Origin of the sequence: Streptosporangium pseudovulgare, from assembly GCF_014648055.1 — a bacterium.
Lineage (GTDB): Bacteria > Actinomycetota > Actinomycetes > Streptosporangiales > Streptosporangiaceae > Streptosporangium > Streptosporangium pseudovulgare.
Window position 1 is genome coordinate 101,439 of sequence record NZ_BMQJ01000014.1, and the last position, 25,348, is coordinate 126,786.

Below are 25,348 nucleotides of genomic sequence, written 5' to 3' on the forward strand. Positions count from 1 at the left end.
GGTCACGGCGCCGGCGGATGGCCCGCCGGGGCGTGACCGCGCAGCTCGGCGAGGATCCTGGAGAGCACCGGCCGGGTGTCGGCGCGCCGCCAGGCGAGGGCGACGGTGCACCGCCGGTCGCCGGAGAGCGGCACGAACACCACCCCGGTGCGGGCGTAGTGCTCGTCGGTGCTCTGCGACAGCAGGGCGATCCCCTGGCCCGCCGCCACCAGCTCCAGGGTCTCCTCGATGGCGCCGGACCCGATCTCACCGGCGATGTCCGTCACGCCGAGCGACCCGGGGCTGCGGAAGTCCCGCCAGACCGGGTCGGGACTGCGCGGCACCACCCACACCCGGCCGCCCAGGTCGGCCGGGCCGAGGGCGGAGGCCCGGGAGAGCGGGTCTCCGGCGGGCACCGCGACGGCCCGGCGGTCGGCGCTGACGACCATGAGGTCCAGGGCGTCGTCGGTCAGCGGCGGCCACACCACGGCCAGGTCGCTGGTCCCGGCCAGCAGGCCGCAGGAGGGGTCGTCGAAGTCGAAGCGGCGCAGCCGTACGTCCCGGCCGGAGGCCCGCCGTACCGCGCCGAGCAGCATCGAGGTGCGCGTCCCCGCCGCCTCGCCCATGAAGCCCACGGTGAGGCCGGGGGCGTCCCCGGCGAGCAGGGCCTCGAACTCGTCGGCGGCGGCGGTCACCGCGGCCGCGTGGGCCAGCACTCCGGCGCCCAGCTCGGTCAGGCGGGCGCCGTCGCGGTCGCGGACCAGCAGCGGCCGGCCCGCCGCGGCCTCCAGGCGGCGCACCGCGGCGCTCACCGTCGGCTGGCTGACCCCGAGTGCGGCGGCGGCCCCGCGGAAGGAGCCGGCGCGGGCGACGGCGACGAACGCCCGTACGGCGGGCAGCGTGATGTCCACCCCGAGATGATAGTCGTCGGCTATCGGCATAGCGGGAAACTGTCGGACCGGCCGGCACCCCGTACCCGAGGATCGTCCGGTGATGTTCGCGGGACGGGCGAGCCGCCCGGACGGGCCGGGCCCGCCGCGACGGCGTTCCCCGGCACCGTGGCGGGGGCGCCCGGGACCTTGGAGGAATGTGATGGTGATCCGGAAGCTGACGTCCGGCGACCTCGACGACTGCCTGCGGCTCGCCGAGGACAGGGACTGGGGCCGGGAGGAGCGCAAGTGGCGTTTCCTGCTGGAGGGCGGCGAGGGGTACGGGATCGTGGACGGCGCCGGGGACCTGGTGGCGACCGCGATCCTGACCCGGTACGGAGGTCGCACCGCGGCGGTCAGCATGGTGTTGGTGGCCTCCCGCCTCGCACGGCGGGGCCTGGGCACCCGGCTGATCGCGCACGTGCTGGACCGGGCGGGCGGCCTGACCGTCTTCCTGAACGCCACCGCCCAGGGGCGGCCCCTGTACGAGAAGCTGGGGTTCCGGGTGACCGGCGGGGCCTCCATGCACGTGGGGGTCTTCACCGGGCCGCCGTCGGGCGCCTCCCGCGCCGCGCGGCCGGAGGACCTCAAGGCGATCGCCGACCTGGACGCCGAGGTCGCGGGCGCGGACCGGTCCGATCTGCTGCGGCGCTACGCGGGCTTCGCCGAGGAGATCCGGGTGATCGACGACGGCCGGGGCGTGTCGGGGTACGCGGGGATGTGGCGCAACGTCACCAACACGGTCGTCGGCCCGGTGGTCGCGGCGAGCCCGGAGGACGCCCGCGCCCTGATCGCCGACCTCGCCGCGCGGGCCGGGCGGCCGGTGCGGCTGGAGGTCGAGGACCGGCGCCCGGAGCTGGCGGCGTGGCTGGACGGCCACGGCGTGACCGCGGGCATGCGGACGTCGGACATGGTCGCCGGGTCCGGGCCGCTGCCCGGTGACCGGTCGCGGTTCTTCGCCCCGGTCATGTCGGCGCTCGGCTGAGGTGCCCGCGGGCCGGGAGCGGCTCGCGGGCCGAGGGGCCGGACGCCGGGGCCGGCCGGTCCGCGGACCGGACGCGGACGGACGGGCGGACGCGGGGGCCGATCGGGCCGAGGGGCCGGACGCGGACGGACGGACCCGGGGAAACGGCGCGGTGGGAGACGACGAACGCCGGGACGAGGTGTGCTCGTCCCGGCGTCGCGCGGGACGGCCGGCCGGGCGGTCTCCCCCGGCGGGCGGTCAGGCCGGGACGGTCTCCCCCGGAGCGGGCCCGGCGGCCGGGGCGGGGGCGTTCTCCGGGAAGTGGCAGGCGACCTGGTGGCCGGCGGCCAGTTCGACCAGCGGCGGCTCCACCGTCTTGCAGACCTCCTGGGCCTTCCAGCACCGGGTGTGGAAGCGGCAGGCGGGCGGCGGGTTGAGCGGGCTGGGCACGTCGCCCTGGAGCCGGATGCGCTCGCGGTCCTTGCGCCGGGCCGGATCGGGGACCGGCACCGCCGACATCAGCGCGTTGGTGTACGGGTGCATGGGCGACTCGTACAGGTCCTTGCGGTCGGCCAGCTCGACGATCTTGCCGAGGTACATGACCGCGACCCGGTCGCTGATGTGCCGGATGACCGACAGGTCGTGCGCGACGATGACGTAGGTCAGGTCGAGCTCGTTCTGCAGGTCCTCCAGGAGGTTGACCACCTGCGCCTGGATCGACACGTCGAGGGCGGAGACCGGCTCGTCGGCGATGATGAGCTTGGGCTTGAGCGCGAGCGTGCGGGCGATGCCGATGCGCTGGCGCTGACCGCCGGAGAACTCGTGCGGGTAGCGGTTGTAGTGCTCGGGGCTGAGCCCGACCAGCTCCAGGATCTCCTGGACGGCCTTCTTGGTGCCCTGCTCGGTCTTGATGCCCTGGATGCGGAAGGGCGCGCCGACGATGGCGCCCACCGTGTGCCGGGGGTTGAGCGAGGAGTAGGGGTCCTGGAAGATCATCTGCATGTCGCGGCGGAGCGGCCGCAGGGACGACTGCGACCTGTGGGTGATGTCCTCGCCCTCGAACACGACCTTCCCGCCGGTCGGCTCCAGCAGGCGGGTGATCAGGCGGCCGGTGGTGCTCTTGCCGCAGCCGGACTCGCCCACCAGGCCGAGCGTCTCTCCCTTGCGGACGTCGAAGCTGACTCCGTCGACCGCCTTGACCGCGCCGACCTGACGCCTGAGCAGGCCCTTGGTCACCGGGAAGTGCTTCTGCAGCCCCTGGACGGACAGCAGCGCACCGGGATCGGTCACCGCAGCGCCCTTGTCGTCAGTCACGTGCTCTCCAACATCGGCTTGATCTCGTTTTCCCAGATGGCCCGCCGCTCCGCGGGCGGCATGTGGCAGCGGACCAGGTGGCCGCCCTCGGTCTCGGCGAGCTGGGGCACCTCGGTGGTGGCCTTGCCCCCGGTGCGGCCCTCGTAGGCGCAGCGCGGGTTGAAGGCGCAACCGGACGGCACGTTGATCAGGGAGGGCGGGCTGCCCTTGATCGGCATCAGCCGGTCGGTGGGCTCGCGGTCCAGGCGGGGCATGGAGCCCAGCAGGCCCCAGGTGTAGGGGTGCTCGGGCCGGTAGAAGATGTCCTCGGCGCTGCCGTACTCGACGCACCTGCCGCCGTACATCACCAGGATGTCGTCGGAGAGCTCGGCGACCACGCCGAGGTCGTGGGTGATGACGATCAGCGCGGAGTTGAACTCGCGCTGCAGGTCGAGCATCAGGTCCAGGATCTGCGCCTGGACCGTCACGTCGAGGGCGGTGGTGGGCTCGTCGGCGATCAGCAGCTCGGGGTCGCACGACAGGGCCATGGCGATCATGGCGCGCTGGCGCATGCCACCGGAGAACTCGTGCGGGTAGCTGTCGACGCGCTTGTCGGGCTGCGGGATGCCCACCCGGCCGAGCATGTCGATGGCGTGCTTGCGGGCCACCTGCTTGCTGACCTTGTGGTGGATCCGGTACGCCTCGATGATCTGGGCGCCGACCGTGTAGTACGGGTGCATGGACGACAGCGGGTCCTGGAAGATCATCGCCATCTTCTTGCCGCGCAGCGTCCGCACGTGGTCGACGCTCGCCCCGACGAGCTCCTCGCCGTCCAGCCAGATCTCGCCGGAGATCTTCGCCCGGCCGCCCTTGTGCAGGCCGAGGATGCCGAGGCTGGTCACGCTCTTGCCGGAGCCGGACTCGCCCACGATGCCCAGGGTCTTGCCCCGGTCGAGCTTGAACGACAGGCCGTCGACCGACTTGACGACCCCGTCCTCGGTCGGGAAGTGGATGCGCAGGTCGCGCAGCTCCAGGAAGGAGTCGGGCGCGGAGGAACCGGGCGCCGTCGTCATGAGAGCCTCACCCTCGGGTCGACCACCGCGTACAGGATGTCCACGATGAGGTTGGCCAGGACGATGAAGAAGGCCGCGAACATGGTCACGCCGAGCACGACCGGCAGGTCGTTGCCGCGGATCGCGTCGATGACCAGCTTGCCGACGCCGGGGATGGAGAAGGTGCTCTCGGTGAGCACGGCTCCGCCCAGCAGCAGGCCGACGTCGAGTCCGAAGATGGTGAGGATCGGGGTCAGCGTGGCGCGCAGCGCGTGCTTGGTGACGACCGTGCTCTCCTTGAGGCCCTTGGCCCGGGCCGTGCGGATGTAGTCCTCGCCCATGGTCTCCAGCATGCCCGCCCGGGTGAGCCGGGCGTACAGGGCCGCGTAGAGGAACGCCAGGGTGATCCAGGGCAGGACCAGCGCCTGGAACCAGGCGACAGGGTTCTCGGAGATCCCGGTGTAGGTGCCGCCGCCGGGGAAGATCCCGAGCGTGTAGGCGAACACCGACAGCGAGACCAGGCCGGTGAAGTAGATGGGCAGCGAGACGCCGGCGAGCGCCACGGTCATGGCCGCGCGGTCGAGCGCGGTGCCGCGTCTCAGCGCGGAGACGATGCCGATGCTGACGCCGGCGATGAGCCAGAGGATCGCCGCCCCCGCGGCCAGCGACATCGTCGCGGGCAGCCGGTCGAGCAGCGTCGGCCAGACCGGCTGGTTGTTGTTGAAGGAGTAGCCGAAGCAGGGCGCCGGGCACTCGGCCTTGCGCGGGCCGAGCGAGTAGTCCTCGCCGGCGACGATGCCCTTGGCGAACCGCCCGTACTGCACGATGAGCGGGTCGTCCAGGTGCAGCCGTTTGACGGCGCCCTGGATCGCTTCGGGGGTGGCATCCCGTCCGACGTAGCGCGACGCCATGCCCTCGGGGGTCTGTCCCAGGGCCCGTGGGATGAGAAAGAAGATCGCGAAGGTGGCCGCGCTGACGACAGCGAGCATCAGCACGGCGGCGATCACGCGGCGGACGATGAATGCGACCACGATCGTTCGGCCGGGTGCCCGGGAGGGTCGCTCCCGGGCACCGTGGCCTTCACCTGCCTTTGGTTGGCTAGAGAAGGACTACTGCTGCTTGACGCCGAGCCACGTGTAGTCGTACATGCCGTAGGCCGGGTGCACGTACACGTTGGTCAGGTTCGAGGGGCGGAAGAGGAGCGTCTTCTCGTAGACGAACGACATGAACGCCGCCGACTCCATGACCTTCTTGTCGACCTCGGACCAGATCTCGTTGCGGGCCGTCGTGTCGGTGGTCTGGATGCCCTTGTCGAGCAGTTCGTTAACGGACGGGTCGTTCAGCTCCATCATGTTGTAGTTGCCGGAGTCCTTGATGAAGCGACCGTCGACGATCTGCGACAGGAAGCCGAAGCCGGACGGCCAGTCGGAGCCCCAGCCGGCGACCATGATGCCCAGGCCGTTCTTGTGCACGAAGTCCGGCTTGCCAGCGTACTGCGAGCTCCAGTCACCCGAGGGGTACTTCTTGATCGTGGCCTTGATGCCGACCCGGTCGAGCGAGGCCTGCATGGCCTCGGCGACCTGGACCTCCTTGACCCGGTCACCGCGGACCGCGATGTTGGTCTCGAAGCCGTTCGGCTGGCCGCAGGCCGCGAGGCTCTCCTTGGCCTTGGCCAGGTCGCCCTTGTGGTCGGCGCCGTTGGGGTACAGGTCGAACGGCTTGTAGCCGACGGTGGTCGGGGTCATCGCGGTGCTGCCGATGTCACCGCCGAGCGGGCCGCCCCACGGCGCCTGGGTGGCGACCTTGTCGGTGGCGTACTGCACGGCCTTGCGGCACTCGATGTTGTCGAACGGCTTGACCTTGGTCGACATCATCGCGTAGCGGTTGAACGGCGTGTACGGGTTGTCCGACGAGTTCTTCAGCTCGGGCTTGCCGACGATCTTGGCGCGGGCCGCGGGCTGGACGCCGGTGCCGCCCAGGTCGACGTGGATCTGCCCGTTGAGCAGACGCTGGTCGATGTCGTCGGCGTTCTGCTTGTACTGCACCTCGATGCGGTCCGGCAGCTGCTTGCGGGTGGTGTCGGTGGACGGGTCCCAGTTCTCGTTCTTGACGAGGTTCAGCTGCTTGCCGACCTCGTAGCTCTCGAACTTGTAGGGGCCGGTCGAGGCGACGTTCTTCTCGTAGTCGAGACCGGTGTCCTTGGCCTGCGGCACCGGAGCCGACTGCGGGTTGGCGACCAGGAAGTCGAACTCCGAGAACGGGGCCTTGAGCTTGAAGACGACGGTGTAGTCGTCGGGGGTCTCGACGCCCTTGAAGTCGTCGAGGTTCTTGTCCTTGTACGGACCCTTGTAGCCCTCGGCGTCGAGGTACTGGGCGAAGTACTTCGGGCCGTCGGTGAGCTCGGAGGTGAAGTTGCTGCGGGCGATGGCGTACTTGACGTCGGCGGCCTTGACCTCCGTGCCGTCGTCGTACTTGATGCCCTTCTTCAGCTTGTAGGTCCAGGTCTTGCCGTCCTCGCTGGCCTGACCGGGGCCCTCGGCGAGGTCGGGGACGAGCTTCAGTCCCTCCTCACCCGGGGCGGGCTGGTAGGTCATCAGCGGACGGGCGTACAGCCGCGAGAAGTTCCAGTTCCAGGCGTAGTAGGTGTTGCCCGGGTCCGTGGAGTCCGGCTCGTCCGTCAGCGCGAACTTGAGCGTGCCGCCCTTGGCGTCGGAGGCGTTGACGAGCTTGGTGTAGGCGTCGTTGAAGGCCGTGCCGGAGGCTCCGGTGCCCTGGTTGCCCGAGCCCGTGTTGTTGCCACCGCCGCCGGCCGTACCGCCGCAGGCGGCAAGACCCATGGTCAGCGTGGTACCCAGCGCGGCGAGCGCCAAGGCTTTGGTCTTCCTCATCGTGGTGGTACACCCCTTGTCGTGAAGTGGCGGTGGTGGAGACGAACGGTCGCGACGGTCGCTTCGCGCTACCTGGCTCGCGGGTCGAGGGCGTCCCGCAGCCCGTCGCCCAGGAGGTTGAAGGCCATCACGGTGATGAAGATGGCGAGGCCGGGAACGATCATGAAGTGCGGGGCGATCTGGTAGTAGTCGACCGCCCGGGTGAGCATGCCGCCCCAGGACGCCTGGGGCTCGTTCACGCCCACGCCGAGGAACGACAGCGACGCCTCGAACATGATGTTGGTGGGGATGAGCAGCGTGGAGTAGACCAGGATCGGCGCCACGAGGTTCGGGAACACCTCGCGGAAGATGATGTAGCCGTTGCTCGCCCCCAGCGAGCGGGCGGCGTCGACGAACTCGCGCTCGCGCAGCGACAGCGTCTGGCCGCGCACGATGCGCGCGATGTAGGGCCAGCTGAAGAACCCGATGATGAACACGATCACCGCGATGCGCAGCGCGTTGCCCTTCATGCCGAGCGCCTGGTCGGGCAGCGCGCCGACGATGGCGATCGCGAACAGCAGCAGCGGGAAGGCCAGGAAGACGTCCATCAGCCGGCTGATGACCGTGTCGATCCAGCCGCCGAAGTAGCCGGCGAGCACGCCCAGCAGCGCGCCGATCACCACCGAGACGAGCGTGGCGAGGAAGGCGACCAGCAGCGAGATCTGCGCGCCGGACAGGATGCGGGCGAAGATGTCGCGGCCGTTGACCGGTTCCAGGCCGAAGGGGTGCTCCAGGCTGATGCCGCCGAAGGCGGCCGTCGGCGCGCTGGTCATCGGGTCGATGAGGTCGTTGTTGGGGATGTTGGGCGGGTCGCCGAAGAGGGCGATCAGTCCTCCGAAGGGGCGCTCCGCGAAGATCGCCACCAGGACGAGGAACACCACCACGACGGCGCCTGCGACGGCGGCCTTGTCGCGCTTGAGGCGGGTCCAGGCGATCTGGCCGAGCGAACGGCCTTCGATGGCCTTTCCGCCCGTCCCCTGGAGAACGGCCTCCGGCTGGGCCTCCATGGCCTGCCCGGAGACGTCGAGCGGTGTGGTCATGCGTGTGGCCCCCTGGATCCCAGACGACGTTGTCCGACGGGTGCGCCCGGGTGGGGTGCGCCCTCTGCTGTTCCGAACCGCGCTCACGGTCCTGGACGCAGAATCTATGGGCTGATCTGCGCAGACCAACCCCTGAGGGCGCTATGTGGCTCAACTGTGATTCATGCGCAATTCATTTGTTTTGATCTTGGGCCGAATGTCCGGAAGCCGTTCCGCTTCTGTCTCGGATTCGTGACATTGCACTGATGGGTAACTCAGTGTCAACCGATCCCACGTCGCTTGAGGATGTCCTCGATCTCCGAGAAGTCGTCATCGGAGGAGGATGCCTGCTTCCCGGCCTGCTTCCCGGCGGGTTTCGCGGCGGGCCGGGCCATGGGCTGGGTGCCGGATCCGGCGGCGGGCCGGGCGGGGTCGGCGGGCGCCGCCCCGGGACGCGGCAGCGGCCGGGTGCCCGAGGAGCCCCGTACGGCGCCGCCCCCGGCGGCCTCCGCTCCCCCGGCCGGCGCCTCCGCGGCCCGCCCGGACCCGGACGTCCGCAACCGGCGGCCGCGCACCGCCCCGGTCACCACGAACAGCACGGCCGACAGCCCGGCCAGGGCCACCCCCGCCCACACCGTGGGGTTGAGCGCCACACCGGTGACGAACCCGACGATCGCCGTGCCGATCCGCCAGAGGGTGGGCAGCGCGCCCGTCAGATAGGCGGCCAGCGGCAGCAGCGACCACGCCACCCCCCGCAGTCCCGCCAGCACTCCCCTGCGGCGCATCCGCAGGAAGCTGAGCAGCAGCCCCACCCCGGTCAACCCGGCGCAGAGCGGCAACCACGCGATCTGTTCGAACGACATAGCGGACCGTCCCTCGTATCGGCGTACCCGTCTTCCATCCTGGCACGCGGGATCGCGGGGCCCCTCCTCCCCGGGGAGGGATGATCCCCTAGGGGACGGCCCCGGGAGCGGCGGCGGTCCCTCGGGGATCTCCCCGGGTCGGCGGGCCCTTCGAGGGCGTGCCCCGGCCCTCTCCGCGGGCGGCCCGGGTCAGGCGGCGCCGAGGACGTGCGCCCGGAGCACCTCGACGTCGACCTCGTGCAGGGAGCCCACGACGAGGCGGCCGGGGGCCGAGGGGATCGGCAGCACGCTGGGCACGGCCACCACCCGGCAGCCGGCGGCGGTCGCCGCGGTCACGCCGTTCGGGGAGTCCTCCAGGGCGACGCACCGGGCGGCGGCCACCCCCAGCAGGCGGGTGGCCGTGAGGTACGGCTCGGGGTCCGGCTTGGTCCGCGCCACGTCGTCGCCGGTCACCACGCGGTCGAAGTGGTGACGGCCGATGAAGGCCAGGCAGGCGTCGGCGATCGGCCGGACCGAGGAGGTGACCAGGGCCGTGGGCAGGCCGGCCCGCCGTACGGCCGTCAGCAGCTCGGCGGCGCCCGGCATCATCTCCACGCCTGCGGACAGCCGGCGGGTCATGCCCTCCAGCATCCACGTCTCCACGTCGGCCGGGTCGGTGGCCGAACCGGTGACCCTGAGCATGTGGGCCACGGCGGCCGGCATGGAGCCGCCCACCAGGTGCCGCTGGTCGGCGTGGCTCCACTCGCCGCCGAGCCGCGCCATCACCTCGCTCTCGACCTCGAACCACACCTTCTCGCTGTCCACGAGAAGCCCGTCCATGTCGAACAGAACCGCGTCCATGTATCGGTGGAATCCTTGACGGTCAGACGTTGAAGTAGTTGGCCTCGGGGTGGTGCGCGACGAGCGCGGAGGTCGACTGCTCGGGGTGCAGCTGGAACTCCTCCGACAGGCTCACCCCGATCCGGCCGGGGTCCAGCAGCCCGGTGAGCTGCACCTGGTCCTCCAGGTTGGGGCAGGCGGGATAGCCGAAGGAGTAGCGGCAGCCGGTGACGTCGACCTTCAGCATGTCCTCCAGCGACTCGTCGCCGCCGATGCCGAGCTCGGAGCGGACCCGGGCGTGCCAGTACTCGGCCAGCGCCTCGGTGAGCTGCACCGACAGGCCGTGCAGCTCCAGGTAGTCGCGGTAGGCGTCCTTGGCGAACAGCTCGGCGGTGGCCTCGGCGATCCGGCTTCCCATCGTGACGATCTGGAAGGCGACCACGTCGGTCTCGCCGGACTCCCGGGGGCGGAAGAAGTCCGACAGGCACAGGTGCCGGTCGCGCCGCTGGCGCGGGAAGGTGAACCTGGTCCGCTCGCCGCCCGCGTCGTCCAGGATCACCAGGGAGTCGCCCTCGCTGACGCACGGGAAGTAGCCGTAGACGACCGCCGCCTCCAGCAGCCCCTCGGTCTGCATCCGGTCCAGCCACATCCGCAGGCGCGGCCGGCCCTGGGTCTCGACCAGCTCCTCGTAGGAGGGGCCCTCGCCGCCGCGGGCGGCCTTGAGGCCCCACTGGCCCATGAACGTCGCCCGCTCGTCCAGGAACGCGGCGTAGTCGGCGAGCGGGATGCCCTTGACCACGCGGTCGCCGTGGAAGGGGGCGACCGGCACGGGGTTGGCGGTGCTCACGTCGGAGCGGGCGGGCAGCTCCTCCACCGGGGTTCGCTTCAGGGTCGCGCCGGTCCTGACGCGCCGCTGCCGCAGCGGCGGCAGGGCCGCGCCGTCCTCGCCGCGCTTGACCGCCATGAAGGCGTCCATCAGCCGCAGCCCCTCGAAGGCGTCGCGGGCGTAGCGGACCTCGCCCTCGAACAGCCCGGCGAGGTCCTGCTCGACGTAGGCGCGGGTCAGCGCGGCGCCGCCGAGCAGCACGGGGTATCTGCCGGCCAGCCCCCGGGAGTTCATCTCCTCGAGGTTCTCCTTCATCACGACCGTGGACTTCACCAGCAGCCCGGACATGCCGATCACGTCGGCCCGCTGCTCCTCGGCGGCCTCCAGGATCGCCGACACCGGCTGCTTGATGCCGAGGTTGACGACCTCGTAGCCGTTGTTGGACAGGATGATGTCCACCAGGTTCTTGCCGATGTCGTGCACGTCGCCCTTGACGGTGGCCAGCACGATGCGGCCCTTGGTCTCGCCCTCGACGCGGTCCATGTGGGGCTCCAGGTAGGCCACGGCGGCCTTCATCACCTCGGCCGACTGCAGCACGAACGGCAGCTGCATCTGCCCGGAGCCGAACAGCTCGCCGACGGTCTTCATGCCGTCGAGCAGCACGTCGTTGACGATCTCCAGGGCGGGACGCCGGGTGAGCGCCTCGTCGAGGTCGGCCTCCAGGCCCTTGCGCTCGCCGTCGACGATGCGGCGCTTGAGGCGCTCCCACAGCGGCAGCGCGGCCAGCTCCTCGGCCCGGCCCGCCTTCACCGCGGCGGCGTCGACGCCCTCGAACAGCTCCATGAACCGCTGCAGCGGGTCGTAGCCCTCGCGGCGGCGGTCGTAGATCATGTCCAGGGCGACCTGGCGCTGCTCGTCGGGGATCCGGGCCATCGGCAGGATCTTGGAGGCGTGCACGATCGCCGAGTCGAGACCGGCGTTGACGCACTCGTTGAGGAAGACGCTGTTGAGGACGACCCGCGCGGCCGGGTTGAGGCCGAAGGAGATGTTGGACAGCCCGAGGGCCGTCTGCACGCCCGGGTGGCGGCGCTTGATCTCGCGGATCGCCTCGATCGTCTCGGCGCCGTCGCGGCGGGTCTCCTCCTGGCCGGTGGCGATGGGGAAGGTGAGGGCGTCGATGACGATGTCCTCGACCCGCATCCCCCAGTCAGCGGTGAGGTCCGCGATGAGGCGGCCGGCGATCTCGACCTTCCGTTCGGCGGTGCGGGCCTGGCCCTCCTCGTCGATGGTCAGCGCCATGACGGCGGTGCCGTGCTCGCGGACCAGCCGCATGATCCTGGTGAAGCGGGAGTCGGGGCCGTCGCCGTCCTCGTAGTTGACCGAGTTGATGATCGCGCGGCCGCCGAGCGCCTCCAGCCCGGCTTCGAGGACGGCGGGCTCGGTGGAGTCGAGCACGATGGGCAGCGTGGAGGCGGTGGCGAAGCGGAACGCCAGCTCCCGCATGTCGGCCGCGCCGTCGCGGCCGACATAGTCGACGCACAGGTCGAGCATGTGCGCGCCGTCGCGGGCCTGGGCCCGGGCGATCTCGACGCACTCCTCCCAGTCGCCGGCGAGCATCGCCTCGCGGAACGCCTTGGAGCCGTTGGCGTTGGTGCGCTCGCCGATGGCGAGGTAGGAGGTGTCCTGGCGGAAGGGGACGGTCTGGTAGAGGGAGGCGGCGCCGGGCTCGGGGCGCGGGCGCCGCGCCGCGACCTCCCGGCCGCGCACCCGCTCGACCACCCGGCGCAGGTGCTCGGGGGTGGTGCCGCAGCAGCCGCCGACCAGCGACAGGCCGAAGTCGCGGACGAAGTGGTCGTGGGCGGCGGCCAGCTCGTCGGGGGCGAGGGGGTAGTGGGCGCCGTCGGCGGTCAGCACCGGCAGCCCGGCGTTGGGCATGCAGGACAGCCGCACCCGGGCGTGGCGCGCGAGGTAGCGCAGGTGCTCGCTCATCTCGGCCGGGCCGGTGGCGCAGTTGAGGCCGATGACGTCGACGCCGAGCGGCTCGATCGACGTCAGCGCCGCGCCGATCTCCGAGCCGAGCAGCATCGCGCCGTTGGTCTCGATCGTCACCTGGGCGATGATCGGCACGTCGCGGCCGGCCTCGGCGACGGCCCGCCGCGCGCCGACGACGGCGGCCTTGACCTGGAGGAGGTCCTGGGCGGTCTCGATGATCAGGGCGTCGGCGCCGCCGGAGATCAGGCCGGCCGCGTTCGCCTGGTAGGCGTCGCGCAGCTCGCCGTACGGCTTGTGCCCGAGGGTGGGCAGCTTGGTGCCCGGACCGATGGAGCCGAGGACGAAGCGGGGGTGGTCGGGAGTGGACCAGGCGTCCGCGGCCTCCCTGGCGACGCGGGCCCCGGCCTCGGAGTACTCGTGGACCCGGTCGGCGATGTCGTACTCGCCCAGCGCGCTGAGGTTGGCGCCGAAGGTGTTGGTCTCGACGCAGTCGACGCCGACCTCGAAGTAGGCCTCGTGCACGGCGCGGACGATGTCGGGGCGGGTGACGTTGAGGACCTCGTTGCAGCCCTCGTGGCCCTCGAAGTCGTCGAGGCCGACGTCGTGGGCCTGGAGCATCGTCCCCATGGCCCCGTCGGCGACCATCACGCGCTGGGACAGGACGTCACGGAAGGACGGGATGCTCGTCATGGCCCCAAGGGTACTAACCGATCCACCCTCGGTCGCTCATGACGGCGTCCGGATGCTGACATCGGAGTGACCGGATGCTGAACCGCCCGCCCCGGGCGCCCTCCTCCGGGAGACCTCGGACGGGGTCCCGGAGCCGTCGCGGGCGAGGCCCCGGGAGGCCCCGGACGCCCCTGTCCCGGACGGCGGAGAACCGGCGGAGAACCGGGGCCGTCGCGGCGGACCGGCCCCGGAACCCTCGTCCGGCCGAGGCCCCGCGAGCCCGGGCGGAGCGGGGAAGGGGCCCGTGCCCTGGGAATTCGGTGATGGCCACCGCACCGCATAGGCTTATGCGGTAGACGGCCATGGCGAGGCGAAGAAGGAGGCCGCGCGTGATCGAACTCGAAGGTCTACCCAAGCTCGTCGACCCGGTGCTGATCGCCGCGTTCGAGGGGTGGAACGACGCGGGCGAGGCCTCGAGCGGAGTGATCGCGCACCTCGAGAACGAGTGGAAGGCGACCCCGCTGGTCTCCTTCGACCCCGAGGACTACTACGACTTCCAGGTCACCCGCCCGATCGTGGAGATGGGCGACGGGCTGACCAGGTCGATCACCTGGCCGACCACCCGGCTGCTGGTGGCCCGGCCGCCGGGCGCCGACCGCGACGTGGTGCTGCTGCGCGGCATCGAGCCCAACATGCGCTGGCGCACGTTCTGCCAGGAGATCACCGATGTCTGCCGCCACGTGGGGGTGGAGCTGGCGGTGCTGCTCGGCGCGCTGCTCAACGACTCCCCGCACACCCGTCCGGTGCCGATCGTGGGCTCGGCGAGCGACGAGGACCTGGCGCGGGCGATCAACCTGGAGCTGAGCCGCTACGAGGGGCCGACCGGCGTCGTCGGCGTGCTCCAGCACATCCTGGGGGCCTCCGGGATACCGGCGGTCTCGCTGTGGGCGTCGGTGCCGCACTACGTCGCCCAGCCGCCCAACCCCAAGGCCACCATGGCGCTGCTGCGCCGCCTGGAGGACCTGCTCGACATCCCGATGCCGCTGGGCGACCTGGCCGAGGAGTCCAGGGCGTGGGAGCACGGCGTGGACGAGCTGGCCTCCCAGGACAGCGAGGTGGCCGAGTACGTCAAGGAGCTGGAGGAGCGCAAGGACGCCGCGGAGCTGCCCGAGGCCAGCGGTGACGCCATCGCCGCCGAGTTCGAGCGCTACCTCCGCCGCCGCGACCGCGACGGCGACGGCTGAGACCCCGGATCCGGGACGGCGCCGGATCCGGACGCTGGCCCGGAGACCATGCCCGGGCCCGGAGACCATGCCCGGGACGGCGCCGGAACCGCACCCGCGTCCGGGCCGGGAGCGCGCCGGCGGTCGCGGGCCAGGTCGGCGGTCCGCACCCTCCGGAAAAACACCCAGCGCATCGTTACCGTTACTCCGTCCCCGGCGCGCCCGCGCGGGGCCATAATCGGCCCACCCGGTTCGGCCGCGGGCCGTCCGCCGGGTAACCGCTCCGCAACGATTCGACGACCCGGAGGAACACGCCTTCGTAAACTCCGGTGAACGACCCCTCCCCCACGCCGCACATTGTCCGGGTGACTGCGCACGTTAGGGCAACCATGGCGACTCCCCAGCTCGACCCCCGTCGGCTCGACCCCTACCAGAAGGCCCAGGAGACGCGGCGCCGCGTCCTTGAGCTGGCCGGGCTGATGAAACGCGAGGACGGCGAGAACGCCGCCTCCTCCCCCCGCGCGGGCGGCGCCGCCCCCGGCCAGGCGGTCGACATGTTCCTCGCCCTGCTGCAGGACCGGCTGCCGGTCTGGCTGCGCATCCTCGACGACCTGGGGTACCTGGTCGGCCGGGGCGAGGTCGGCGGCAACCTTCTGCCCGTCGCGCGGGCCGGCATCGACTACTACGTCGAGGTGCAGTCGGCGGCGCTGCCGGTCTTCAGCTCGCCCTCCGTCACGGTGCGCCTCCGCGAGGCGCTGCGCGACTCCGCGATGGGGCCGATGGCGGAGGTGGTGCCGCTGACCGCCTACCTCGCGGCCGAGCAGCGCGCGGGCCGCGTCTCCCCCGGCGTGGACCCGGTCGCCAGCGCGCGGCTGCTGCTGGCCGGGTGCTTCCGCCACGCCTACTACGAGATGCTCGTCGGCGCCGACCCGCTGCCCTCGCGCGACGCCGCCGCCGGGGAGATCGTCCGGGAGCTGAGGCTGGACCCGTCCTGAGGCCGCCCGCCCCGCCGGGTGCGAGGGCGCGGGGCCGGCCGGCGGCACCGGCGTCCATGACGGCCTGAGCGGCGCCGGCCCCCGCCGGGCGGCGCCGCGGTCGCGAGAAGGCGGGCCGGACGGCGTCAGGCGGCGCCGCGGTCGCAGGCCAGGCGGTAGCCGCGCTTGATGACCGTCTCGACGATGCCGGACCGGCCCAGCGCCCGGCGCAGCCGGGTGACGGCCATCTCGACGGCGTGCTCGGCGGAGTCGCGGGACGTGGCGCCGGGCAGCACGGTCCGCAGCTCCGAGCGGGCCACCACGTGTCCCGGCTTGACGGCCAGGCGCTTGAGCACCGCCATGGGGGCGGGCGGCAGCGTCCGCAGGCCGCCGTCCACGGCGACGGCGTGCCCGCGGATCTCCAGCTCGCAGCCGGCGGCGACGAGGCGGGTGACGCCGTGCTCGGGCAGGTGCCGGGCGAGGACGCGGGCCAGCGCGCCCAGGCGAGGCCGTTCCGGGCACACCACCGGCACGCCCCTGGCCAGCAGGGGCCCGGCGGTGACCTGGCCCACGCAGGCCGCGACGACCGGGCCGGCGAACGCGGCGACGAGCGCCTCCTCCAGCCCCTCGGCGCGGGCCGCGGCGAGCATGGCCAGCACGGCGGGGGCGCTGGTGAAGGCCACCGCGTCCACCGCGCCGGTGACCGTCTGGCTGATCAGGCGGCGCAGCGGCGAGGGGTCGCGGTAGGGCAGCCAGCGGTAGACCGGCACCTCGACGACCTCGGCCCCGGCCGCGCGTAGCTCCGCCACGAAGCCGGTCAGCGGTTCGCCGTGCAGCTGTACGGCGACGCGGCGCCCGGTGAGGTCCTGGGCGAGGAGGTGGCGTTTGATCTCCTCGCACGACTCGGCGGGCGCCGTCCAGTGGTCGTCCAGCCCGGCGGCCCGGACGGCGCCGCGCGCCTTGGGGCCGCGGGTCAGCAGCCGGGCGCGGGACAGGTGCGCCGCCAGGTCGCCCGACAGCCCCCAGCCCTCGGCCGCGGCCGTCCAGCCCCGGAAGCCGACACCGGTGGTGATCACCACGTCGTCGATCGGGCCGGACAGGGCCTCCCGGGTGGCGGCCAGCAGGCCGGCGTCCTCCTCCAGGGGGACGAGCCGGATCGCCGGGGCCCGTACGACCCGGGCGCCGCGCCGCTCCAGCAGGGCGCAGAACTCCTCGCGCCGCCGGGTCGCGGTGACCCCGACGGTGAAGCCGGCCAGCGCGTCGGGCGCGGTCTCGGGGGACACGGCGGCGCGGCCCGCGAGCACCCCTCCCCCGCCGGAGGGATGCTCCGCGCCCGCCCCGGTCGCGGCGCGTCCCGGGATCGCCGCGGCTCCGGTCACGGCGCGCTCACCTCCACCGCGCCGTCCGCGAGCCGTACCGGATAGGTCGGTACGGCCACCGCCGGGTCGTCCAGGCAGGCCCCGGTGGCCAGCGAGAACGCCTGCCGGTGCATGGGTGAGATCACGACGGGCGAGCCGCCGCGGGTGCCGACGATCCCCCGGGAGAGGACCTGGGCGCCGCTGAACGGGTCGTGGTTGCCGATCGCGAACAGCTCGCCGTCGAAGGTCTGGAACAGCGCGATCTGGTGGCGGCCGACGAGCGCGCACACCCCGCGTTCGGGCAGCAGGTCGGTGTAGGCGCACACCGGTGTCCAGCGCGGCGCCGTATCCGCCCCGGGCGGGCCCCCGGACGGGGTTCCGGACGGGGTTCCGGACAAGGCGGCGGGCGGGGTTCCGGACGGGGCGGCGGGCGGCGTCTCGTGGAGAACGGTCATCGGGTGGCCTCCAGCGGGATGAGGACGGGCTTGATCTGGTCGCGTTCGGTCTCGAAGGCGATCGACGGGTCGGGGGTCTGCGGGGCGTTGACGAAGGAGACGAAGCGCCGCAGCTTGTCCGGGTCGTCGAGGACGGCGCGCCACTCGTCGGTGTAGGAGGCGACGTGCCGCTCCATCTGGGCGTCGAGGTCGGCGCAGATGCCGAGGGAGTCCTCCAGGACGACCCGCCTGACGTGGTCGAGGCCCTGCTGCTCCAGCCACGCCGAGGTCCGCTGGAGCCGGTCGGCGGTGCGGATGTAGAACATCAGGAACCGGTCGACGACGCGGACGAGCCCGCCGGTGTCCAGGTCGGCGGCGAACAGGTCGGCGTGGCGGGGGGAGAACCCGCCGTTGCCGCCGACGTAGAGGTTCCAGCCCTTCTCGGTGGCGATGATCCCGAAGTCCTTGCTCCGCGCCTCGGCGCACTCGCGGGCGCAGCCGGAGACGGCCGACTTGATCTTGTGCGGTGAGCGCAGGCCCCGGTAGCGCAGCTCCAGGGCGACGGCCAGCGCCGCCGAGTCCTGCACGCCGTAGCGGCACCAGGTGGAGCCGACGCACGACTTCACCGTGCGCAGCGCCTTGCCGTACGCGTGCCCGGACTCGAACCCGGCGTCGACCAGGCGCCGCCAGATGAGCGGGAGCTGCTCCACCCGGGCGCCCAGCAGGTCGATCCGCTGCCCTCCGGTGATCTTGGTGTAGAGGCCGAAGTCGCGGGCCACCTCGCCGATCACGATCAGCCTGTCGGGGGTGATCTCCCCGCCGGGGACGCGCGGCACCACCGAGTAGGTGCCGTTGCGCTGGATGTTGGCCAGGAAGTGGTCGTTGGTGTCCTGCAGGGCGGCCTGCTCACCGTCGAGGATGTGGCCGCCGCCGAGCGAGGCCAGGATCGAGGCGACGGCGGGTTTGCACACGTCGCAGCCCCGGCCGGTGCCGTGCTCGGCGATGAGCCGGGAGAAGGTGGTGATGCCGCGCACCCGCACGATGTCGAACAGCTCGGCCCGGCTGTGCGTGAAGTGCTCACACAGGGCGGTGGAGACCTCGACGCCCGCCCCGGCGAGGATCTTCCGCAGCGCCGGGACGCAGCTGCCGCAGGTCGTCCCGGCGCGGGTGCAGGACTTGATCCCGGCGACGTCGGTGAGCCCCTCCCCGGCGATGGCGGCGCGGACCCGCCCGGCGGTGACGTTGTTGCAGGAGCAGACCTGCGCGTCGTCGGGGACGTCGAGGTCGGCCGGGCCGCCGGTGAACAGCAGCTCGCCCGGCGCGGCCGGCAGGTCGCGGCCGACGAAGGGCCGCAGCGTGTCGTACGGCGCGGCGTCGCCGACGCAGACGCCGCCGAGCAGGGTTCGGGCGTCGTCGCTGACCAGGAGCTTCTGGTAGACGCCGCCGACGGGGTCCATGAAGGTGACGTCCAGCGCGCCCTCGGCGGCGCCGAACTGGGCGACCTCCACGCCGAGCAGCTTGAGCCTGGTGGAGGTGTCGGCCCGGGTGAAGACCGCCTCGCCGCCGAGGACGCGGTCGGCGGCCACCTCGGCCATCGTGAGGCACGGCCCGGCCAGGCCGTAGACGACGCCGTCGTGCAGGGCGCACTCGCCGACGGCGTAGACCGCCGGGTCGGAGGTGCGCATGCCGTCGTCGACGACGACGCCGCCGCGCTCGCCGACCGCCAGGCCGGCCCGCCGGGCCAGCTCGTCGCGCGGCCGGACGCCCGCGGAGAAGACCACCACCTGGGCCTCGATCGTCTCGCCGTCGGAGGTGACGAGGCCGGCGACCCGCCCGTCCGGCCCGGCGACGACCTCCCGCACGCCGGTCCCGGTGTGGACGGCCAGACCCAGCGCCTCGATGTGGCGGCGCAGCACGGCGCCGCCGCCCTCGTCGACCTGCCGGGGCATGAGCCGGCCGGCCATCTCCACGACGTGGGTGGTCAGGCCGAGGCCGCGCAGCGCGTCCGCGGCCTCCAGCCCCAGCAGGCCGCCGCCGACGACCACCCCGGCGCGGGCGCCGGCGCAGGCGGCCCTGATCGCGTCCAGGTCGTCGATCGTGCGGTAGGTGAAGCAGCCGGGCAGGTCGCGGCCGGTGACCGGCGGGACGAAGGGGCTGGAGCCGGTGGCCAGCACCAGCGTGTCGTAGGGCTCGGCGTGACCGTCGGCGGTGGTCACCGTACGGGCCTCCCGGTCGATTCCGACGACCGGGCGGCCGAGCCGCAGCGCCACCCCCTCGGGCACCGGGTAGGTGAGGTCCTCGGCGGTGCGGCCGGACAGGTAGGAGGTCAGCGCCACCCGGTCGTAGGCGGCCCTCGGCTCCTCGCCCAGCACCGTGACGCGCCCGGCGAAGCCGCCGGCGGTCAGCGCCTCGGTCAGGCGGGCGGCGGCCGGGCCGTGTCCCACCACGACGAGCCTGGTCCCGGCTCCGGCGGGGAGACGGTCGGAAGATCTCATACGGGTATGCCCTCCTGCTCGCACAGCCAGCCGACGATGCCCTCCACGGCGTCACGGCAGCTTCCGCAGCCGGTCGTGGCGCGGGTCGCGGCGGCCACCGCCGCGACGTCCCTGGCGCCCGACTCCCAGCAGCTCCGGATCTGTCCCTTGGTGACGTTGTTGCACTGGCAGACGCGCGCGGCGTCCGGCATCCGGACCGGGCTGTCGGCGGCGGCGCCGCCGGCGAGGCCGGGGAACAGCAGCCCGGCCCGGTCGGCGGGCAGCGGGCCGCCGTGGTCGAACAGCCGGGTCACGGTGCCCACCGCGGGCGTCTCGCCGAGGAGGATCGCGCCGACCAGGCGGCCGTCGCGGATGACGAGCTTGCGGTAGGCGCCCCGGGCCCGGTGGCTGAACCGCACGATCTCGGCCTCGTCCTCGGTCAGGTGGGTCTCGCCCATCGCCGCCAGCTCCACGCCGCGCGCCTTGAGCCGCGTCACCAGCCGCGAGCCGCGGTAGCGGGCGGTCTTGTCCGTGGCGGTCACCAGGTCGGCGACCACGGCCGCCTGCTCCCAGGCCGGGGCGACCAGGCCGTAGACGACGCCGTCGTGCTCGGCGCACTCGCCGATCGCGAAGACCGACGGGTCGCCGGTGCGCATCTCGTCGTCCACGACGATGCCGCGGGCCACCGCGAGCCCGGCGTCCCGGGCCAGCCGGGTCACCGGCCGCACACCGCAGGCGAGGACCACCAGGTCGGCCTCGACGACCTCCTCCCCCACCGCCCCGGACTCCCCGGCCCCGGACTCCCCGGTCCCGGACGGGCTCGCCGCCGCTCCCGCCGTCCCCGGCGCGGTTCCCGTCCCGGCGGCGAGCCGTACGCCGTCGTCGAGGATCTCCCGGACGGTCACGCCGGTACGGATCTCCACGCCCAGCCCGGCCAGGCTCTCCCCGAGCACCAGCCCGGCCTCGGCGTCGAGCTGGCGCTCCATCAGGTGGCCGGCCAGGTGCAGCAGCGTCACCGGCAGCCCGCGCCCGGCCAGGCCGCGGGCGGCCTCCACGCCGAGCAGGCCGCCGCCGACGACCACCGCGCGCCGCGCCGTACCGGCCGCGGCGAGGATCGCCTCGCAGTCGCCCATCGTCCGGAACGCCACGGCCCGCTCCGCACCGGGCAGCGGCGGCACCACGGCCTCGCTGCCGGTGGCCAGCACGAGCACGTCGTACGGCTCACGCCGGCCGCAGGCGGTCAGCACCTCCTGCGCCTCCCGGTCGATCGCGGTCACCTCGACACCGGGCAGGGCCGTCACCGCGTGGTCGGCGTACCACTCCGCGTCCAGCATCCGCACCTGGCCGGGCGTCATCGTCCCGGCCAGCACGTTCGACAGCAGCGCCCGGTTGTAGGGCCGCCCGGTCTCGGCGCCGAACACGGTGATCCGGATGTGCGGGTCGCGGGCGCGGACCTCGCTCACCAGGCGCGCGCCGGCCATCCCGTTGCCCACCACCACCAGCCGGGTCACGCGGCACGCTCCAGGCGGACCGCGCAGACCTTGAACTCCGGCATCCGCGACACCGGGTCCAGCGCCGGGTTGGTGAGGAGGTTCGCCCCCGCCCAGTGGAACGGCATGAACACCGTGTCCGGGCGGATCGCCGGGCTGATCCTGGCCACCGCCTCGGCCGTCCCCCGGCGGCCGACCACCCGCACCCGCCCGCCGGGTTCCACCTCCAGCCGCTCGGCGAGGTCGGGGTGCAGCTCCACGAAGAGTTCCGGGGCCGCCTCGTTCAGCGCGGCGATCCGCCTGGTCTGGGCGCCGCTCTGGTAGTGCGCCAGCACCCGGCCGGTCGTCAGGTACAGCGGGTGGTCGTCGTCGACGTCCTCCTCGGGCGGGCGGTGCTCGACCGGGGTGAACCTGGCGCGGCCGTCGGGGGTGGCGAAGCGGTCCAGGAACGGCCGGGGCGTGCCCGGGTGGCCGGTGTCCGGGCAGGGCCAGAACACGCCCGTCTCCGCGGCGATCCGCTCGTAGGTGATGCCGGAGTAGTCGGCGATCCCCCCGGCCGAGGCCCGCCGCAGCTCGTCGAAGACCTCGCGCGGCTCTGCGGGGAAGCCCTCCGGGCCGCGCAGCCGGGCCGCCAGGCCCCGGAGGATCTCCAGGTCGCCGCGGACCCCGGGCGGCGGCGCGACGGCCCGGCGGCGCAGCAGCACCCGGCCCTCCAGGTTGGTCATCGTGCCGTCCTCCTCGGCCCACTGGGTGCTGGGCAGGACGACGTCGGCCATCGCCGCCGTCTCGGACAGGACGAAGTCGGAGACGACGAGCAGGTCCAGGGAGGCGAGCCGCTCGGCGACGCGCCCGGCGTCGGGCGCCGAGATCACCGGGTTGGAGCCGAACAGCAGCAGCGCCCGGGGGCCCGCGGCGGTGCCGAGGGCGTCCAGCAGCTCGTAGGCGGACCGGCCGGGACCGGGCAGCTCGCCGGGGTCGACGCCCCACACGGCGGCCACGTGGGCGCGGGCGGCGGGGTCGTCGATCCTGCGGTAGCCCGGGAGCTGGTCGGCCTTCTGGCCGTGCTCGCGGCCGCCCTGGCCGTTGCCCTGGCCGGTGACGCAGCCGTAGCCGGACCCCTCGCGGCCGGGCAGGCCCAGGGCGAGGGCGAGGTTGATGAACGCGCTGACGGTGTCGGTGCCTTTGGCGTGCTGCTCGGCGCCGCGGCCGGTGAGGATCATCGCCCGGCGGGCGTCGCCGAGGATGGCCGCGGCCTGGCGCATGCGGGCGACGGGCACCCCGGTGATCCGCTCCACCCGCTCGGGCCACCAGGCGGCGGCCGAGGCGCTCACCCGCTCGAACCCGGTGGTGCGGGCGGCCACGTACGCCTCGTCCAGGTGCCCCTCGGCGATCACGATGTGCAGCAGGCCCATGGCCAGCGCCAGGTCGGTGCCGGGGACCGGCTGCAGGTGCAGGTCGGCCCGCCGGGCGGTGGCGGTGGCCCGCGGGTCGATGACGATGAGCCGGCCGCCCCGCTCCCGCATCGCGGTCAGGTGCCGCACGAACGGCGGCATGGTCTCGGCCATGTTGCCGCCTGCGACGAGGATCGCGTCGGCGCCGGCCAGGTCGGTGATCGGGAACGGCAGGCCGCGGTCCATGCCGAAGGCGCGGTTGGCGGCCGCGGCGGCCGAGGACATGCAGAACCGGCCGTTGTAGTCGATCTGGCTGGTGCGCAGCACGACCCGGGCGAACTTGCCGAGCTGGTAGGCCTTCTCGTTGGTGAGCCCGCCGCCGCCGAACACGGCCACGCCGTCGGGGCCGTGCTCCGCCCGCACCGCGCGGATCCGCGCCGCGACGGTGTCGAGCGCCTCATCCCAGGTCGCGGGGCGGCCGTCCACGAGCGGGGTGGTGAGGCGCCGGTCGCGGCCCAGCAGCTCCCCGGCGGTCCAGCCCTTCTGGCACAGCCCGCCGGCGTTCGCCGGGACGTCGTGCCTCGGGGTGATCGTCACGGTCGTCTCCGCGGTCTCCCCCACGGTCCCCGCCGCTCCCGTGTCTTCCACGGCTCCGGCGGCTCCGGCGGCTCCCGCTGCTCCGGCGGCGACGTTCATGCCGCACTGCAGGGCGCAGTACGGGCAGTGCGTCGCCGTACCCGCCCTCACAGGCGCGGGAGCGGCGGGTGAGATCGTCATGCGTCCGATGGTGCTTTCAGGCGGTTTCACCACTGGGTCCCCTCTGTTACCGGTGTGCTACAAGCCGCCAACGCGGTTCACATCGGCGATCGGCGGGTGTGAACCGCGCCGCCGGCGGCCCGCGCGGGCGGACGGACGGCCGCGCGGACGGCCTCCACGGCGCACGGTCCGCGGGCGGGCGGGCGGCCGGGCGGGCGGGCGGCCGGGCGGGGGCGGCTCACACCCGGGCGGCCGCCAGGCCCGCCACCGGACCGGCCGACCGCAGGTAGCAGGCCCACGTCAGCAGCGCGCACACCGCGTAGAAGCCGGCGAAGGCGGCCAGCGCGGCGCCCGCGCCGCCGGTCCCGGCGATCGAGCCGCCGAATCCGCGGTTGATGAAGAAACCGCCGAACGCGCCGATCGCGGAGATGATCCCGACCGCGGCCGAGGCGTCGCGCCGGCCTGCGGCCAGGGCGGCCTCGTGGGCGGGCGTGCCGGGCGCGAGCCCCGTGGTGGCCCTGGCCCGGAAGATCGCCGGGATCATGCGGTAGGTGGAGCCGTTGCCGATCCCGGTGGCGGCGACCAGGAGCAGGTAGGCGCCGAAGAACAGGACGAAGTCGTGCCGGGCCAGGCCCTGCCACACCAGCGCGGCCACGGCCGCCATGGCGGCGAAGCCGGCGAGCGTCACCCGCGCCCCGCCGAGCCGGTCCGACAGCCAGCCGCCCGCCGGGCGGACCAGCGAGCCGAGGAGCGGGCCGAGGAAGGCCAGCCAGACCAGGGAGGCCCGCTCGGGGAACTGGCTCTTGATGAGGAGCGGCAGCGCGGTGGAGTAGCCGATGAAGGAGCCGAAGGTGCCGATGTAGAGGAGGGACATGATCCACGTCTGGGCCCGTCCGGCGATCCTCAGCTGCTCGCGCGCCGGGGCGCGGGCGGACGACAGGTTGTCCATGAGGAAGAACGCGCCGAGCGCGGCGGCGACGATGAAGGGGATCCAGAACAGCCCGGCGGCGGCCAGTCCGAAGGCGCCGATCACCAGGGGCATGAGGAGCTGGACGGAGCTGACGCCGATGTTGCCCCCGGCCGCGTTGAGGCCGAGCGCCGCTCCCTGCCGCTCCTGGGGGTAGAAGTGGGTGATGTTGGCCATGCTGGAGGCGAAGTTGCCGCCGCCCAGGCCCGCGGTGGCCGCGATCACCAGGAACGCCCAGTACGGCGTGGCGGGGTCGCTCACCGCGACGGCCAGCAGCACGGCGGGGACGAGCAGGAGCAGCACGCTGACGACGGTGAAGTTGCGGCCGCCGAACCTCGCCGGGCCGAAGGTGTAGGGGATGCGCAGCGCCGAGCCCACCAGGTTGGGCAGGGAGACGATCCAGAAGAGCTGGTCGGTGGAGAACCGGTAGGCGCCGAGCTGCACGGCGACGATGCTCCACACCGTCCACAGCGTGAAGCCGAGGTGCTCGGCGAAGATCGAGAAGGCGAGGTTGCGCCGCGCGATCCTCCGGCCCGTGTCGGCCCAGAATCCGGGGTCGTCGGGCCGCCACTCGGCGATCCAGCGGTTCGCCATCGTTCCTCCTGCTCGCTGTCGGAGCGCCGGGCGCCGTTCGCCCGGCAAGATCAGCAGGCATCCTATGGGGGCTGGTTACTCACTTTCGTGACTTGGGGTAGTGAGCCGGTTAAATACGGCTAACCACAGAAATACGCAACGCACGAGCCGCACGGATGAAACATCCCGGAAATCCGGCGGCGGTACGGCCCGCCGGGCCGGGCGGCGCCGGGAGAACCCCGGCCGGGCGCCGGAGGCGCACAGGACGGGCACCGGAAGGGCGTCGGGCGAGAACCCGGAGGCACCGGGCGCCCGCCGGGAGAGCACCCGGCCGGGAGCGGCCGGAGGGCGGCCGGCGCGCGCCGGGGAGGACCCG

General features: G+C 73.2%; 18 protein-coding genes. 3 read left to right on the forward strand and 15 right to left on the reverse strand.

Annotation, left to right across the window (positions count from 1 at the left end; all coding sequences use genetic code 11):
• Positions 1-2: 2 nt before the first annotated feature.
• Positions 3-890, reverse strand: a complete 888-nt coding sequence (locus IEZ10_RS25835) for a LysR family transcriptional regulator (protein ID WP_189249113.1) — start codon at positions 888-890, stop codon at positions 3-5.
• Between the two features lie 181 nt (positions 891-1,071).
• Between IEZ10_RS25835 and IEZ10_RS25840 the strand changes: the two genes are divergently transcribed.
• Positions 1,072-1,893 (forward strand): GNAT family N-acetyltransferase, encoded by an 822-nt coding sequence (locus IEZ10_RS25840; RefSeq protein WP_189249114.1) that lies wholly within the window; start codon positions 1,072-1,074, stop codon positions 1,891-1,893.
• A gap of 237 nt (positions 1,894-2,130) precedes the next feature.
• On the opposite strand, the gene IEZ10_RS25845 is transcribed toward IEZ10_RS25840, so the two are convergent.
• From IEZ10_RS25845 to metH, 8 genes are all read right to left on the reverse strand, one after another.
• Positions 2,131-3,186: an ABC transporter ATP-binding protein gene (locus IEZ10_RS25845; RefSeq protein WP_308426306.1), complete on the reverse strand. Its 1,056-nt coding sequence runs from the start codon at positions 3,184-3,186 to the stop codon at positions 2,131-2,133.
• Positions 3,183-4,238 (reverse strand): ABC transporter ATP-binding protein, encoded by a 1,056-nt coding sequence (locus IEZ10_RS25850; protein WP_189249115.1) that lies wholly within the window; start codon positions 4,236-4,238, stop codon positions 3,183-3,185. Before IEZ10_RS25850 ends, IEZ10_RS25845 begins: the two co-directional genes overlap by 4 nt.
• Positions 4,235-5,248 carry an ABC transporter permease gene (locus tag IEZ10_RS25855; RefSeq protein WP_189249116.1) on the reverse strand — a complete coding sequence of 338 codons (1,014 nt, stop codon included), beginning with the start codon at positions 5,246-5,248 and terminating at the stop codon, positions 4,235-4,237. Before IEZ10_RS25855 ends, IEZ10_RS25850 begins: the two co-directional genes overlap by 4 nt.
• A 78-nt stretch (positions 5,249-5,326) precedes the next feature.
• Positions 5,327-7,105: an ABC transporter substrate-binding protein gene (locus tag IEZ10_RS25860; RefSeq protein WP_189249117.1), complete on the reverse strand. Its 1,779-nt coding sequence runs from the start codon at positions 7,103-7,105 to the stop codon at positions 5,327-5,329.
• A 68-nt stretch (positions 7,106-7,173) separates the two neighbouring features.
• Positions 7,174-8,184, reverse strand: coding sequence for an ABC transporter permease (locus tag IEZ10_RS25865; protein WP_189249118.1), 1,011 nt, complete (start codon positions 8,182-8,184; stop codon positions 7,174-7,176).
• Between the two features lie 260 nt (positions 8,185-8,444).
• Positions 8,445-9,026: a cellulose synthase gene (locus tag IEZ10_RS25870; protein WP_189249119.1), complete on the reverse strand. Its 582-nt coding sequence runs from the start codon at positions 9,024-9,026 to the stop codon at positions 8,445-8,447.
• A gap of 189 nt (positions 9,027-9,215) precedes the next feature.
• A complete protein-coding gene (locus IEZ10_RS25875) occupies positions 9,216-9,866 on the reverse strand; it encodes an HAD family hydrolase (protein ID WP_189249120.1) in 651 nt (216 codons plus the stop codon).
• Between the two features lie 22 nt (positions 9,867-9,888).
• A complete protein-coding gene (metH, locus tag IEZ10_RS25880) occupies positions 9,889-13,353 on the reverse strand; it encodes a methionine synthase (RefSeq protein WP_189249121.1) in 3,465 nt (1,154 codons plus the stop codon).
• Between the two features lie 368 nt (positions 13,354-13,721).
• On the opposite strand from metH, the gene IEZ10_RS25885 reads away from it, so the two are divergent.
• Entirely contained in the window at positions 13,722-14,576 is an 855-nt protein-coding gene (locus tag IEZ10_RS25885; protein WP_189249122.1) for a PAC2 family protein, read from the forward strand.
• Between the two features lie 368 nt (positions 14,577-14,944).
• Positions 14,945-15,550: a hypothetical protein gene (locus tag IEZ10_RS40050; RefSeq protein ID WP_268246372.1), complete on the forward strand. Its 606-nt coding sequence runs from the start codon at positions 14,945-14,947 to the stop codon at positions 15,548-15,550.
• 125 nt (positions 15,551-15,675) lie between these two features.
• Here the strand turns inward: IEZ10_RS40050 and IEZ10_RS25895 are convergent, their stop codons facing one another.
• From IEZ10_RS25895 to IEZ10_RS25920, 6 genes are all read right to left on the reverse strand, one after another.
• On the reverse strand, positions 15,676-16,833 hold the full coding sequence (locus tag IEZ10_RS25895; RefSeq protein WP_229811666.1) for a uroporphyrinogen-III synthase: 1,158 nt from the start codon (positions 16,831-16,833) through the stop codon (positions 15,676-15,678).
• 71 nt (positions 16,834-16,904) lie between these two features.
• A complete protein-coding gene (nirD, locus tag IEZ10_RS25900; protein ID WP_189249124.1) occupies positions 16,905-17,342 on the reverse strand; it encodes a nitrite reductase small subunit NirD in 438 nt (145 codons plus the stop codon).
• On the reverse strand, positions 17,339-19,816 hold the full coding sequence (nirB, locus tag IEZ10_RS25905; RefSeq protein ID WP_189249125.1) for a nitrite reductase large subunit NirB: 2,478 nt from the start codon (positions 19,814-19,816) through the stop codon (positions 17,339-17,341). Before nirB ends, nirD begins: the two co-directional genes overlap by 4 nt.
• Positions 19,813-21,306: an FAD-dependent oxidoreductase gene (locus tag IEZ10_RS25910; RefSeq protein WP_189249126.1), complete on the reverse strand. Its 1,494-nt coding sequence runs from the start codon at positions 21,304-21,306 to the stop codon at positions 19,813-19,815. Before IEZ10_RS25910 ends, nirB begins: the two co-directional genes overlap by 4 nt.
• Entirely contained in the window at positions 21,303-23,453 is a 2,151-nt protein-coding gene (locus tag IEZ10_RS25915) for a molybdopterin oxidoreductase family protein (protein WP_189249127.1), read from the reverse strand. The genes IEZ10_RS25910 and IEZ10_RS25915 overlap by 4 nt, the downstream gene beginning before the upstream one ends.
• A 217-nt stretch (positions 23,454-23,670) precedes the next feature.
• Entirely contained in the window at positions 23,671-24,993 is a 1,323-nt protein-coding gene (locus tag IEZ10_RS25920) for an MFS transporter (RefSeq protein ID WP_189249128.1), read from the reverse strand.
• Positions 24,994-25,348 lie beyond the last annotated feature (355 nt).

Bases quoted from the DNA above. Each gene is read 5' to 3' on its own strand.
- IEZ10_RS25840 (WP_189249114.1), top strand. From the start codon at position 1,072: ATGGTGATCCGGAAGCTGACGTCCGGCGACCTCGACGACTGCCTGCGG.
- IEZ10_RS25850 (WP_189249115.1), bottom strand. From the start codon at position 4,238: ATGACGACGGCGCCCGGTTCCTCCGCGCCCGACTCCTTCCTGGAGCTG.
- IEZ10_RS25860 (WP_189249117.1), bottom strand. From the start codon at position 7,105: ATGAGGAAGACCAAAGCCTTGGCGCTCGCCGCGCTGGGTACCACGCTG.
- IEZ10_RS25865 (WP_189249118.1), bottom strand. From the start codon at position 8,184: ATGACCACACCGCTCGACGTCTCCGGGCAGGCCATGGAGGCCCAGCCG.
- IEZ10_RS25870 (WP_189249119.1), bottom strand. From the start codon at position 9,026: ATGTCGTTCGAACAGATCGCGTGGTTGCCGCTCTGCGCCGGGTTGACC.
- IEZ10_RS25875 (WP_189249120.1), bottom strand. From the start codon at position 9,866: ATGGACGCGGTTCTGTTCGACATGGACGGGCTTCTCGTGGACAGCGAG.
- metH (WP_189249121.1), bottom strand. From the start codon at position 13,353: ATGACGAGCATCCCGTCCTTCCGTGACGTCCTGTCCCAGCGCGTGATG.
- IEZ10_RS40050 (WP_268246372.1), top strand. From the start codon at position 14,945: ATGGCGACTCCCCAGCTCGACCCCCGTCGGCTCGACCCCTACCAGAAG.
- nirD (WP_189249124.1), bottom strand. From the start codon at position 17,342: ATGACCGTTCTCCACGAGACGCCGCCCGCCGCCCCGTCCGGAACCCCG.
- nirB (WP_189249125.1), bottom strand. From the start codon at position 19,816: ATGAGATCTTCCGACCGTCTCCCCGCCGGAGCCGGGACCAGGCTCGTC.
- IEZ10_RS25915 (WP_189249127.1), bottom strand. From the start codon at position 23,453: ATGACGATCTCACCCGCCGCTCCCGCGCCTGTGAGGGCGGGTACGGCG.
- IEZ10_RS25920 (WP_189249128.1), bottom strand. From the start codon at position 24,993: ATGGCGAACCGCTGGATCGCCGAGTGGCGGCCCGACGACCCCGGATTC.